Below are 13532 nucleotides of genomic sequence, written 5' to 3' on the forward strand. Positions count from 1 at the left end.
AATCCCCGCCTACCGCACGGTGGGCGGGGCCGGCAAAACGACTCGCCGGGTGCCCGCTGCTCGTTTCGGCGCGGATGCCGCATCCTTGAGGTGTGGAGTCTCTCGGGGACGAGTCGGTCGAGCGGAAGGGGAGGGCGCAAGGGATGAGTTCCGGCGCACCTGCTCATAACGCTTCGGTGCACAACATCGAGCGCGGTGGCACGGACCGTGCAGCCGCAAGGCACCATGGACCGATGCGCGACGACGAGGCGGCCAATGCCGCAGGGGCGATCGGTGCACTCGTCCATCGCGCCGTCGACGGGGACGAACAGGCGACACACGACCTGCTCGCCCATGTCCACCCCCTTGCGCTGCGCTACTGCCGCACGCGTCTGTCCCGTCTGCCGGGCGACGCCCGGCACTTCGTGGAGGACCTCGCGCAGGAGGTCTGCGTCGCCGTCCTGCTCGCGCTGCCGCGCTACAGGGACACCGGCCGCCCCTTCGAGGCGTTCGTCTTCGCCATCGCCGCGCACAAGGTCGCCGACCTTCAGCGGGCGGCGATGCGGCACCCCGGTTCGACGGCGGTGCCGTCGGACGAGATGCCGGAGCGGCCCGACGACTCACTCGGTCCCGAGGAGCGCGCGCTGCTCAGCAGCGACGCCGAATGGGCCAAGAAACTGCTGGCCAACCTCCCCGAGAACCAGCGCGAACTGCTTCTGTTGCGCATCGCGGTGGGCCTCACGGCCGAGGAGACGGGTCAGATGTTGGGAATGTCACCCGGGGCGGTGCGGGTCGCGCAGCACCGTGCGCTGAGCCGGCTCAGGGCGCTCGCGGAGCAGTGACGCCCCCGTGTTGAGCGCCTTGTTCGAACAGGCGGCTCAACGATTCCGTACGAACACACGAAGCCCGAGGTCATGCGGAACCGTGGAATTTGAGAGGCACGCTTCCCGTTAGCATGGACATCCGCACCGATCAAGGCCATTTGGGGAAGGTGTCATGACTGCGAACGTCGACGGAGTGCCCGGTAAATTCGCGACACTAGGGCTGACCTACGACGACGTGCTGCTGCTGCCGGGCGCATCCGAGGTGCTGCCCAACGCGGTCGACACCTCGTCCCGCATCTCCCGCAACGTCCGGGTCAACATCCCGCTGCTCTCCGCGGCGATGGACAAGGTGACCGAGTCCCGCATGGCGATCGCGATGGCCCGCCTGGGCGGCGTCGGCGTGCTGCACCGCAATCTGTCGGTCGAGGACCAGGTCAACCAGGTCGACCTGGTCAAGCGGTCCGAGTCCGGCATGGTCACCGACCCCATCACGGTGCACCCGGAGGCCACGCTGGCGGAGGCGGACGCCCTGTGCGCCAAGTTCCGGATCAGCGGCGTGCCCGTCACCGACCCGGCCGGCAAGCTGCTCGGCATCGTCACCAACCGCGACATGGCCTTCGAGACCGACCGCACCCGTCAGGTGCGCGACGTCATGACGCCGATGCCGCTGGTCACCGGCAAGGTCGGCATCTCCGGCGTCGACGCCATGCAGCTGCTGCGCAAGCACAAGATCGAGAAGCTGCCGCTGGTCGACGCCGAGGGCATCCTCAAGGGCCTGATCACGGTCAAGGACTTCGTCAAGGCCGAGAAGTACCCGAACGCCGCCAAGGACGCGGAGGGCCGGCTGCTCGTCGGTGCCGCCGTGGGCGCCAGCCCCGAGGCCCTGGAGCGGGCCCAGGCGCTGGCCGGGGCGGGCGTGGACTTCCTGGTCGTCGACACCTCGCACGGCCACAACAGCAACGCCCTCAGCTGGATGGCGAAGATCAAGTCGAGCGTCCCGGTCGACGTGATCGGCGGCAACGTCGCCACGCGTGACGGCGCGCAGGCGCTGATCGACGCCGGTGTCGACGGCATCAAGGTGGGCGTGGGCCCCGGTTCGATCTGCACCACGCGCGTGGTCGCCGGCATCGGTGTCCCGCAGGTCACCGCCATCTACGAGGCCTCCCTCGCCGCCCGCCCCGCGGGCATCCCGCTGATCGGCGACGGCGGCCTGCAGTACTCCGGCGACATCGGCAAGGCGCTCGCCGCCGGTGCCGACACCGTCATGCTGGGCAGCCTGCTCGCGGGCTGCGAGGAGTCGCCCGGCGAGCTGCTCTTCATCAACGGCAAGCAGTTCAAGTCCTACCGCGGCATGGGCTCGCTCGGCGCGATGCAGTCCCGCGGCCAGGCGAAGTCGTTCTCGAAGGACCGCTACTTCCAGGCCGAGGTCGCCTCCGACGACAAGCTCGTGCCCGAGGGCGTCGAGGGCCAGGTGCCCTACCGCGGCCCGCTGGCCAACGTCCTGCACCAGCTCGTCGGCGGTCTGCGCCAGACCATGGGCTACGTGGGCGCGGCCACCATCGAGGAGATGGAGTCCAAGGGCCGCTTCGTCCGGATCACCTCGGCGGGCCTCAAGGAGAGCCACCCGCACGACATCCAGATGACGGTCGAGGCGCCGAACTACAGCAGGCAGTGACGCGCACGCGCGCGTAGCGGACGCACGAGGGCGGTCCCGGTACATCCGGGGCCGCCCTTGTCGTACCCGTCGGCGATACTGGAAGACGCTGCAACGCATCAGGGAAAGGCCACAGACGTGACTGAGATCGAGATCGGGCGCGGCAAGCGCGGCCGCCGGGCGTACGCCTTCGACGACATCGCCGTCGTCCCCAGCCGCCGTACGCGGGACCCGAAGGAGGTCTCGATCGCCTGGCAGATCGACGCCTACCGCTTCGAGCTGCCGTTCCTGGCCGCTCCCATGGACTCGGTCGTCTCGCCGGCCACCGCGATCCGCATCGGTGAGCTCGGCGGCCTCGGCGTGCTCAACCTCGAGGGCCTGTGGACGCGGTACGAGGATCCGCAGCCGCTGCTCGACGAGATCGCCGGGCTGCCCGCCGAGGCCGCGACCCGCCGTCTCCAGGAGATCTACACGGCTCCCATCAAGGAGGAGCTGATCGGCCAGCGCATCAAGGAGGTGCGCGACTCCGGCGTGGTCACGGCGGCCGCGCTCTCCCCGCAGCGCACGGCGCAGTTCTCCAAGGCGGTCGTGGACGCCGGCGTGGACATCTTCGTCATCCGCGGCACGACGGTCTCGGCGGAGCACGTCTCCGGCTCGCACGAGCCGCTGAACCTCAAGCAGTTCATCTACGAGCTCGACGTCCCGGTGATCGTCGGCGGCTGCGCCACCTACACCGCGGCCCTGCACCTGATGCGCACCGGCGCGGCGGGCGTGCTCGTCGGCTTCGGCGGCGGCGCGGCGCACACCACGCGCAACGTCCTGGGCATCCAGGTCCCGATGGCCACGGCGGTCGCGGACGTGGCCGCGGCCCGCCGCGACTACATGGACGAGTCCGGCGGCCGGTACGTGCACGTGATCGCCGACGGCGGTGTCGGCTGGTCCGGCGACCTTCCGAAGGCGATCGCCTGCGGCGCCGACTCGGTGATGATGGGTTCTCCGCTGGCCCGCGCGACGGACGCGCCGGGTCGCGGCCACCACTGGGGCATGGAGGCGGTCAACGAGGAACTGCCGCGCGGCAAGAAGGTCGACCTGGGCACCGTCGGCACGATCGAGGAGGTCCTGACGGGCCCCTCGCACACCCCCGACGGCTCCATGAACTTCTTCGGCGCCCTGCGCCGCGCGATGGCCACGACCGGCTACAGCGAGCTCAAGGAGTTCCAGCGGGTCGAGGTCACGGTGGCGGACTCGCAGCACAAGCGGTAGGGCTCCCGGCGTTTGGAGGGCCGGTCACCTCGCGGGGTGACCGGCCTTTTGCCTGCCCAAGGGAGGGCTGGGCGGGGAGCGTTTCGCGGGTGCCTCTCTACAGCCGATGCGCCACCCCGGTGGGCGCGGCGCCGCGTGTGTCCAGCAGGAGCTGTGCCTTCACCGACAGGCCCTGCAGGTCGTACGTCCGGTGCTGCTGGAGCAGGATCGTCAGGTCGGCGTCGGCCGCGGCCTCGTAGAGGGAGTCGGCGCGGGGGACCGGGCGGTCGAGGACGTTCCAGGACGGGACGTGCGGGTCGTGATAGCTGATGGAGGCGCCGAGCTCCATGAGGCGGACGGCGATCTCCCGGGCGGGCGTGCCCTGTTGGTCGGCGAGGTCGGGCTTGTAGGTGACGCCGAGGAGGAGCACGCGGGCGCCGCGCGCCGACTTGCCGTGCTCGTTGAGGAGCGTGGCCGCGCGTCGGACGACGTAACGGGGCATCTGGCTGTTGACCTGCTGGGCGAGTTCGACCATGCGCAGGGTGCGTCCGGCGTGGCCGGTGAGGTCCTGGGGGACGGCGTGGCCGCCGACGCCGGGGCCGGGGCGGAACGCCTCGAAGCCGAACGGCTTGGTCTCCGCGCAGCGGATGACGTCCCACAGGTCGACGCCCAGGCCGTGGCAGAGGACGGCCATCTCGTTGACGAGCGCGATGTTGACGTGCCGGAAGTTGGTCTCCAGGAGCTGCACCGTCTCGGCCTCGCGCAGTCCACGCGCGCGTACCACCTTGTCGGTGAGGCGGCCGTAGAACGCGGCGGCCGACTCGGTGCACGCGGGCGTGAGGCCGCCGATCACCTTGGGGATGTTGGCCGGGGTGAAGTCGCGGTTGCCCGGGTCCACCCGGCTGGGGGAGTAGGCGAGGTGGAAGTCGCGGCCCGCGCGCAGCCCGGAGCCCTCTTCCAGGACCGGGCGCAGGAACTCCTCGGTCGTTCCGGGCGGTACGGGCGACTCCAGGATCACCGTGGTGTGCGGGCGCATGTGCGCGGCCAGTGTGCGCGCGGCCGCTTCCACCAGGCCGAGGTCGAGACCGCCGTCAGCGCCGCGCGGCGTAGGCGCGCAGATGACCGCGGTGCGGACCCGGCCGAGCTCGGCGGGGGTGGTGGCGTGTTTGAAGCCTCCCGAGAACATGCGGCGCAGTTCGGCGGGGCTGAGGGAACCGGGTTCGGGACCGGTCCGGTAGCCGAGTGTGGGGATGCCGGCGGCGACGGCCGCCTGGGCCAGGGGCAGGCCGAACGGGCCGAGTCCGATGACGGCGAGATCTGCGGGCATGGAGTGGGCCGTCCTTCCCAGTAGCCGAAGCGGGACAGGTGCGCAAGCCCTGTGGACAGGACAGGTGAAGCGCAATGTCACACTAGGAGTAAATATGACCGTCTTGCGGTATTGGCCGACCGCGTTTTCCGCAGGTCCCGGGAATGTTGTCCACAGGCTGGGGGTGAGTGGTGGCTGAACTCGGGCAAGACGGTCAGAATTTTGGGCAGGGGGGAATGGAAACGGGCTTCGCCCGACGGGTGCAGCCGGCGCTATCGATAGCGGGAGGCAGCAGTGAGGACAGCGACACTGGGGCCGGCGCAGCGCGCCGAGTCATTGGCGGGAATGGCCGAGCGTGAGCTGGACGTGCTGGTCGTGGGCGGCGGCGTGGTCGGGTCGGGAACCGCCCTCGACGCCGTGACACGCGGCCTGTCCACCGGGCTGGTCGAGGCACGTGACTGGGCTTCGGGCACCTCCAGCAGGTCCAGCAAGCTGATCCACGGCGGGCTGCGCTATCTGGAGATGCTCGACTTCGCGCTCGTACGGGAGGCGCTGAAGGAGCGCGGCCTGCTGCTGGAGCGGCTGGCCCCGCACCTGGTGAAGCCGGTGCCGTTCCTCTACCCGCTGCAGCACCAGGGCTGGGAGCGGCTGTACGCGGGCTCGGGCGTCGCGCTCTACGACGCCATGTCGATGGCCCGCGGACACGGCCGCGGTCTGCCCCTGCACCGTCACCTGACCCGCCGTCACGCCCTGCGCGTGGCTCCGGCCTTGAAGAAGGACGCGCTGGTCGGGGCCCTGCAGTACTACGACGCCCAGATGGACGACGCGCGTTACGTGGCCACACTGGTGCGCACGGCGGCGTCCTACGGCGCGAAGGTCGCCAACCGCGCGCGCGTGACGGGGTTCATCCGCGAGGGCGAACGGGTCGTGGGCGCGCGCGTGCAGGACGTCGAGGCGGGCGGGGAGTACGAGATCCACGCCAAGCAGGTCGTCAACGCGACGGGCGTGTGGACCGACGACACCCAGGCCATGGTGGGCGAGCGCGGGCAGTTCCACGTCCGGGCGTCCAAGGGCATCCACCTGGTCGTGCCGAAGGACCGCATCAGCTCCTCGTCCGGGCTGATCCTGCGCACGGAGAAGTCCGTGCTGTTCGTCATCCCCTGGGGCCGGCACTGGATCGTCGGCACGACGGACACCGGCTGGGACCTCGACAAGGCGCATCCCGCCGCGTCCAGCGCGGACATCGACTACCTCCTTGAACATGTGAACTCGGTCCTCGCGGTGCCGCTGACGCGGGACGACGTACAGGGGGTGTACGCGGGGCTGCGCCCGCTGCTGGCCGGCGAGTCGGACGCCACCAGCAAGCTGTCGCGCGAGCACACCGTGGCGCATCCGGCGCCGGGCCTGGTCGTGGTGGCGGGCGGCAAGTACACGACGTACCGGGTGATGGCCAAGGACGCGGTGGACGAGGCGGTGCACGGCCTCGACATGCGGGTCGCCGAGTGCGTGACGGAGGACGTGCCGCTGCTGGGCGCCGAGGGCTACCGGGCGCTGTGGAACGCCCGGGCGCGGATCGCGGCGCGGACCGGACTGCACGTGGTGCGCGTGGAGCATCTGCTGAATCGGTACGGCGCGATGGCGGAGGAGGTCCTCGACCTGATCGCGACCGACTCGTCCCTCGGTGACCCCCTGCAGGCCGCCGACGACTATCTGCGTGCCGAGGTCGTGTACGCCGCCTCGCACGAGGGCGCCCGGCACCTGGACGACGTGCTGACCCGGCGCACCCGCATCTCCATCGAGACCTTCGACCGGGGGACGCGCAGCGCGCGGGAGGCGGCCGAACTCATGGCGCCGGTGCTCGGCTGGGACAAGGACCAGATCGAGCGCGAGGTCGAGCACTACGAGAAGCGGGTGGAGGCCGAGCGGGAGTCGCAGCGCCAGCCCGACGACCTCACGGCGGACGCGGCGCGGCTGGGGGCGCCGGACATCGTGCCGCTGTAAGTCCCAGGCCCGATCGAGGGCCTGACCTCGTATCACCCGAGGTGTCACCCGAACGAGTGTCAGGAACCGGGATCTTCGTTCGGAACCCGGTCGTTCTACGGAATGCGTGGGCAGAACTCGGCATCGAGCAGCCGTGGTTCGAGACCGGGATCTGCGATCCCCGCCGTGTTCACACGGAAGGTGAGGACACGACGGCCGTCGGCGGTGGCTGCGGTGCGCACGTAGCTGCCGAGGATGCGCCCGTTGTGTCCCCACACCGTGGTGCCGCACGGCAGCTTCACGGGAAACAGGCCCATGCCGTACGAGCCGTGTGCGGTACGGGTGTCGAGCATCTCGCGCAGCCAGCGCGAGGGCAGCAGTTCGCCGTCGAGCAGGGCCGCGTAGAAGCGGTCCAGGTCGGCCAGCGTGGTCACCAGCTCGCCCGCGGCCCCGGCCACCCGCGGGTCGAGTTCGGTGATGTCGGTTCCGCCGGCGGTGTAGGCGCGGCCGTGCGGGAAGGGCAGAGAGGTGCGCGAGCCGGGGAAGGAGGTGCCCGTCAGACCCAGTGGGGCGATGATGCGCCGCTCGGCCTCGGTGGCGTAGGAACGGCCGGTGACCTGCTGGACGACCATGCCGAGCAGGACGTAGTTCGTGTTCGAGTACGAGAAGCGGCCACGGTGGGCCGGGGGGTGGGTGAGAGCGATGCGTACGGCCTGAAGCGCAGTGACGGGGGTGAGGCCCTTGGTGTCCCGGGTGAAGTCGTACAGCCCGCTGGTGTGGGTGAGCAGGGCCCGCAGCGTCAGTGTCCGGCCGTCGTTGCCCGCTTCTCGCACCAGACCGGGCAGGTGCTGCTCGACGGTGTCGGACAGGGAGAGCCGGTGCTGCGCGGCGAGTTGCAGGACGACCGTGGCGACGAAGGTCTTGGTGATGCTGCCGGCGCGGAAGTGGTCGGCGCGGGCGATGCCACGACCCGCCCGGGCGTAGCGGGTGCCGGACTGCTCCTGGGCCAGCAGGGCCGCGGCGGGCGCTCCACCCTGCGTGACCAGCAGCGGAAGGATCGCGTCCGGGCCAGGGGCCCGGGGAGCCGGGAGGCCGCTGGGGACGAGGGCGAGCAGGGTCAGGGACACAGGTATGGCCAGTAGTGTCCGAAGCGGCGCCATCGCGGCTCCTCCCTTGTCGCGGCCCATCATCCAGGCTGGCGGAATGCGCGGTTCAGGGGGGTCTTCAGGGCGCAAATCCCCCGTACGGCACCACGGGCACCCTGGGCACTGGGCACTTGTCGGGTGAGGGACAATGGAGGCTCTGTCAGGGCGGGTTGCATGAGGGGACGCATGTCGGAGGCGGAGCGGGCGGGGTCATCTCGACAGGACACTCGTCAGGACAACCGTGATCGTCTACTCGCCGGGCGCTACCGGCTGGGGAGGGTGCTCGGCCGCGGCGGCATGGGCACGGTGTGGCGGGCCGAGGACGAGACCCTGGGTCGGACGGTCGCCGTCAAGGAGCTTCGGTTCCCGACGAACATCGACGACGACGAGAAGCGCCGGCTGATCACGCGGACGCTGCGCGAGGCGAAGGCGATCGCGCGGATCCGCAACAACAGTGCGGTGACGGTCTTCGACGTGGTCGACGAGGACGACCGGCCGTGGATCGTGATGGAGCTCGTCGAGGGCAAGTCGCTCGCCGAGGTCATCCGGGAGGACGGTCTGCTCGAGCCGAAGCGGGCGGCCGAGGTCGGGCTGGCGGTTCTCGACGTGCTGCGTTCGGCGCACCGCGAGGGCATCCTGCACCGTGACGTGAAGCCGTCCAACGTCCTGCTGGAGTCCGAGACCGACCGGGTCGTGCTCACCGACTTCGGTATCGCCCAGGTCGAGGGCGACCCGTCCATCACCTCGACCGGCATGCTCGTCGGAGCGCCCTCCTACATCTCCCCCGAGCGGGCCCGTGGGCACAAGCCGGGCCCCGCGGCCGACCTGTGGTCGCTCGGCGGACTGCTGTACGCGGCGGTCGAGGGCCTGCCGCCGTACGACAAGGGCTCGGCCATAGCGACTCTGACCGCGGTGATGACGGAGCCGCTGGAGGAGCCGAAGAACGCGGGGCCGCTGAAGGACGTCATCTACGGTCTGCTGACCAAGGACCCGGCCCAGCGGCTCGACGACGCGGGTGCGCGGGCCATGCTCAACGCGGTGATCCACGCACCCGAGCGGAAGGACGAGCCGGAGCCGCCCGCGGACGCGACCAAGGTCGTGCCGTTGCCGATGCAGCCCGACGGGCCCGAGGGCAGGCGGAGTTCGGGCGGTTCCGGTGGCAAGCGGGGCGAGGAGGCGGCGGAGAAGCTGCGCGGGGCGCTGCGTTCCGTGCGCAAGGCCGCCACGGCGGCGGGGGCGGCGGCCGGTTCGGCGGCCGCGGCGCGCGGCAAGTCCGGTGGTGCAGGAGCCGGTTCGGGTTCCGGCGGCGCGTCCGCGGGGGCGGCCGGGTCCACCACTCCCAACGCTCCGACGGCTCCGTTGCCGCCGGTGCCTCCCGCGTCCGCGCCGGCCTCGTCGCCGTCTTCGTCCCCGTCCTCGGCACCGTCGGCTCCGGGACGGACATCGGGTTCCGCGGCCTCTTCCGGGACCCCGGGTACGTCGGCCGCGTCGCGCGGCGCGGACTCCGCGGGCGGGGAGCGTGCGGCGCAAGGTGCGAACACGCCGTCGGGCGGCCGCAGTTCGGGGTGGCCGGTCATGCCGCCGCCTGATCTGCCGCCGCGTCCCGTGCCCAGGGCGCCACTCAGTGACGTGGTGCCGAAGCGGACGCTGGTGATCATCGCGGCCGTGGTCGTGCTGGCCGTGCTCGGGACCGTGCTGGCGCTCACGCTCGGCGGAGGCGACGGCAAGGACACCAACGGCGCGAAGAGCGGCGGCGGGAAGGCCGCGGCGAGTGCGTCCGCCAGTGCCGGCACCAAGGAGGACGTGAGCGGCGGGACCCGTAAGGACAAGGGCGACGACGCCGGGCAGTCCGGCGCGGCCTCGCCGTCGGCCGGCACACCGGGCGACGACCCGACCGCGACCGGCGGCAGCGCGGCTGACGGCTCGTCCGGCGGCGGCGCCGGGGTGGAGTCGACGCACAAGGGGAGCCAGGGCTACTCGATCGGGCTGCCCAAGGGGTGGAGGTACCAGTCCACCGGCGCCGCGGGGGACCGGTACACCGGGCCCGACGGGCAGAAGCTGCTCATCGCATGGACGTCCACGCCCAAGGGCGACCCGGTCGCCGACTGGAAGAACCAGGAGCGCTACATGGTGCGCTCGGGGTACCAGAAGATCCGAATAGAGAAGGTGGACTACCGCGGCTGGAACACGGCCGACTGGGAATTCACCTATATGGACGGCGGGACCAAGTACCGGACCATAGACCGGGGATTCGTCGTCAATGGCCATCTCGGATATGCGCTGATGTACACGGCGAAAGCGGCCAATTGGGGCAGTGAACTCCGTAAGGACACGTGGAAGACGCTCGCGAAGACGTTCGAACCGAAGTCGTGATGTGACCCGCCCCGGGTTTGAGCCCTGAGATCTGGCATCCCCTCTTTGCGGGTTGCCTCCGGCACGTATCGTGAGTGCTTGCGGACCGTACGCATCCGAGTATCGGTTCGGAACGGTGCACAAGGCGAACGGAATTGACCGACCGGGCTGCCGGGGGAGGCAACGTGGACGACTATGCGGGTCGGGTGCTCGCCGACCGCTACCGCCTGCCGCTGCCGCCCGCCGACGAGTACGAACTCACCGACACCCGCGCCTTCGACACCTACAGCGGACAGGAAGTCCTGGTCAGGCAGATTCCGTTGCCGGAGGTCGTCGAGGCCGAGGTGATCGACGCCGACGGACTGCCCGACGGCTTCACGGCCCGTGGCCCGCGCGAGCGAGGTGCCCGGTCCGTGGGGCGAGCCGGGACGCGGCGGCCCGCCGATCCGGCCGTACGGCGTGCGGTGGAGGCCGCTCAGGCGGCGGCGCGGATCCCCGACCATCCACGGCTCGACCAGGTCTTCGACGTGTTCGCCGAGGGCGGTTCGCTGTGGATCGTCAGCGAGTTGGTGGAGGCGCGCCCGCTGGCGGCGCTGCTCGCCGAGAAGCCGCTGTCGCCGTATCGCGCGGCCGAGGTGGCCTCCGACGTCCTCATGGCGCTGCGCGTACTGCACGCCCACGGCTGGGTGCACCGGAACATCACGGCCAGGACGGTGCTCGTCTGCGACGACGGCCGGGTGATGCTGACCGGGCTCGCGGTCGGTGCGGCGGAGGAGGCACTGTGCGGGTACGACCCGGTGCCGGCTGCGGAGAGTGACGAGAACGGCGGTTTCGGAGCCGTGCCCGGCCCGTCATCGGGTTCGGCCGGGTCCGCTCCGCCCGGCGGCCGGGAGTTGCCGGGCGGTCAGGTTCCCCCGAGCGTCCAGGGTGGTCCCGGTGGCGATCCCGAGGCCGCGCGGCGGGCGGCGATCGCGGCACGGGCTGCCGGGGGACTGGCACCCGCGGGCGCGGAGACGGCGCCGGCAGCGGGGGCGGCCGGTGCCTTCGCGCCCAAGGCCCTCGAAAGCGGCGGGGACGTCCGGGCCGCGCGGGCGGGTGCGATCGCCGCGTACCGGGCCGGCGCGCGGGCCGCGGCCCGGGTGCAGCAGGCGCAGCAGAGTCAGCGGGCGGCACTGCCGGGAGCCCGTTCCGCGCCCGAGGGCGGCCCCGCGTCCCAGTCCAACGGCTCGGCGCAGACGCACACTTCGGGCGACCGGGTACTCCCGCCGCCGGGACAGATAGCCGACCCCTACGGCGTTGGCGGCGCCCCTTGGCACGGTGCCGCACCGCGCCCCGGTGCCAATGGAGCGGCCGGCCGCACGAGCGGCCAGGGCGGACGTACGGCACTTCCGCCCGCCGGCGCGGAGCTTGACGGGACGGAGCTCGGCGGCCCGCCGTCGGACGACGGCGCCGCCCAGGCAGGTGACGCCACCCAGGCTGGCGGCGCCTACGGTGCCACGGCGCCGGGAGCTGCCGCGCCCGGCCTGGACACCGCGCCCCCGGCGGGAGTTCCGACGCCGGCCGGCCCCGGTTCGTACGCCCTGCCCGGGGCGGCCCCGGCCCCGCTGCCGTCCGGCACGGCGCCCCCGAGCCGGTGGGACGACCTTGTGGCCGGCACCCCCGCGTCCCGTGGTCCCGCCACCCCGCTCGCCGCGGAGCGGGCGCGGCAGGCGCGGATGGCCGTCGTCGGGCCGGTGACCGAGCGCTGGGCGCCCGAGCAGGCCGGACCGGTGCACGAGAACTGGCAGTTGGCGGCGCCCATCGGACCCGCGACCGACCTGTGGGCGCTGGGCGCGCTGCTCTTCAGGGCCGTACAGGGACATGCGCCGTATCCCGAGGAGTCGACGGCCGAGCTGGTGCAGATGGTCTGTGCCGAGCCGCCCGCCTTCGCCGAGGAGTGCGGGCCGCTGAGGCCGGTCGTCGAGTCGCTGCTGCGTCAGGACCCCACCGAGCGGCTGGACTTCGAGGAGCTGCGCGGCTGGCTGCGGTCGCTCGTGCGGTCCGCGCCCGAGCCCGACGCCGGCGCCCACGTCATAGCGGCGCCGCCGACCGACACCAGCCGGCTGCCCGTCGTACGGCGGCGGGGCGAGCTGGTGCGCAGGCGGCGCGCCGGGCTCCCCGCGACCAGCCCGCACGGCCGGCACAAGCGGGCCAAGCAGGACGCGAAGTCGCCGCGCAGACTGGGCCGTACGCTGCTTCTGCTGGTCCTCCTCCTGCTGGCCGCGGCGATCGCGTACGCCGTGCTCTTCATGCCGAAGGCCGGGGAGAACGGCGCGGCGGGCGACCGCACCGGCAGTGCGGGCGAGGCCGGCCCGGCTCCCACGCAGTCGGAGCAGGGCGCGAGCAGCCAGCCGCGGCCCGACCAGACCTCGCCCAAGCCCGAGAACAGCCCCAGCGCCTCCAAATCGGCGGGCGCGACGGAGAGTCAGACCACGGGTCCCGGCCTGCCGGGCGGCTTCACCCTCCGCAAGGACCCCGAGGGCTTCCGGATCGCCGTGGCCAAGGGCTGGTCGCGGGCCCCGAAGAACGCGTGGAACCAAGTCGTGTACTCGCACGGCGACTTCCAGCTCATCGTGGTCAAGGGGCGTGACGGCGCGGTCACCTACGGCAAGGACCCGATGGCCTACCAGCGGGACACGGAGCACGAGTTGCAGCCGTACCGCAGCTCCAGCTGGGCCACCGCGACCGGGCTGCGCACCGTCACCGTGGGCACGCGGGCCTCGGCCGAGGGGCAGTTCACCTGGACCGACGGAAGCGGACGCGACCTGTACGTGCGCAACGTCGCGATGCTCATCGACGGGCGGTACCACATCGTGCAGGTGCGCGGGCCCGAGTCGCAGCGCGACGAGGTGACGAAGCTGTACGAGCAGGCCTCGACCACGTATCAGGTGACTGACTGAACTCATCTGTGAAGGCTCCGTGATGGGCCCGGATGGTTGCGCCATACGCACGGAAGCGACAACCGTCACAGTGCGGTCTCCTTGGCACCCCCCTGGTTCCGTGTTGGCGGC

At 71.7% G+C, this 13532-nt stretch carries 8 protein-coding genes; 6 read left to right on the forward strand and 2 right to left on the reverse strand.

The window, feature by feature from the left end; all coding sequences use genetic code 11:
• Positions 1 to 233 precede the first annotated feature (233 nt).
• The 3 genes from ACGFYN_RS04155 to ACGFYN_RS04165 all read left to right on the forward strand — a co-directional run bounded on the left by ACGFYN_RS04155 (position 234) and on the right by ACGFYN_RS04165 (position 3720).
• Positions 234 to 821: a sigma-70 family RNA polymerase sigma factor gene (locus ACGFYN_RS04155; protein WP_093724548.1), complete on the forward strand. Its 588-nt coding sequence runs from the start codon at positions 234 to 236 to the stop codon at positions 819 to 821.
• Positions 822 to 975: 154 nt separating this feature from the next.
• Positions 976 to 2478, forward strand: a complete 1503-nt coding sequence (gene guaB, locus ACGFYN_RS04160) for an IMP dehydrogenase (RefSeq protein ID WP_393864193.1) — start codon at positions 976 to 978, stop codon at positions 2476 to 2478.
• Positions 2479 to 2595: 117 nt separating this feature from the next.
• Complete coding sequence (locus ACGFYN_RS04165) at positions 2596 to 3720, forward strand: GuaB3 family IMP dehydrogenase-related protein (RefSeq protein WP_393864194.1); 1125 nt, start codon at positions 2596 to 2598, stop codon at positions 3718 to 3720.
• Positions 3721 to 3817: 97 nt separating this feature from the next.
• Here ACGFYN_RS04165 and ACGFYN_RS04170 read toward each other — a convergent pair whose 3' ends face one another.
• Positions 3818 to 5026, reverse strand: coding sequence for a nucleotide sugar dehydrogenase (locus ACGFYN_RS04170; protein ID WP_393864195.1), 1209 nt, complete (start codon positions 5024 to 5026; stop codon positions 3818 to 3820).
• 273 nt (positions 5027 to 5299) lie between these two features.
• Here ACGFYN_RS04170 and ACGFYN_RS04175 point away from each other — a divergent pair, with 273 nt between their 5' ends.
• Positions 5300 to 7006: a glycerol-3-phosphate dehydrogenase/oxidase gene (locus ACGFYN_RS04175; RefSeq protein WP_393864196.1), complete on the forward strand. Its 1707-nt coding sequence runs from the start codon at positions 5300 to 5302 to the stop codon at positions 7004 to 7006.
• Between the two features lie 95 nt (positions 7007 to 7101).
• Here ACGFYN_RS04175 and ACGFYN_RS04180 read toward each other — a convergent pair whose 3' ends face one another.
• The gene (locus tag ACGFYN_RS04180; RefSeq protein WP_393864197.1) at positions 7102 to 8145 is read right to left on the reverse strand and encodes a serine hydrolase domain-containing protein; all 1044 of its coding nucleotides are present in this window, start codon (positions 8143 to 8145) and stop codon (positions 7102 to 7104) included.
• Positions 8146 to 8316: 171 nt separating this feature from the next.
• Here ACGFYN_RS04180 and ACGFYN_RS04185 point away from each other — a divergent pair, with 171 nt between their 5' ends.
• Positions 8317 to 10503 (forward strand): serine/threonine-protein kinase, encoded by a 2187-nt coding sequence (locus ACGFYN_RS04185; RefSeq protein ID WP_393864842.1) that lies wholly within the window; start codon positions 8317 to 8319, stop codon positions 10501 to 10503.
• 164 nt (positions 10504 to 10667) lie between these two features.
• A complete protein-coding gene (locus ACGFYN_RS04190; protein ID WP_393864198.1) occupies positions 10668 to 13421 on the forward strand; it encodes a protein kinase in 2754 nt (917 codons plus the stop codon).
• The last annotated feature ends 111 nt before the right edge of the window (positions 13422 to 13532 follow it).

The sequence above is a fragment of the Streptomyces sp. NPDC048419 genome, from assembly GCF_043200415.1.
Lineage (GTDB): Bacteria > Actinomycetota > Actinomycetes > Streptomycetales > Streptomycetaceae > Streptomyces.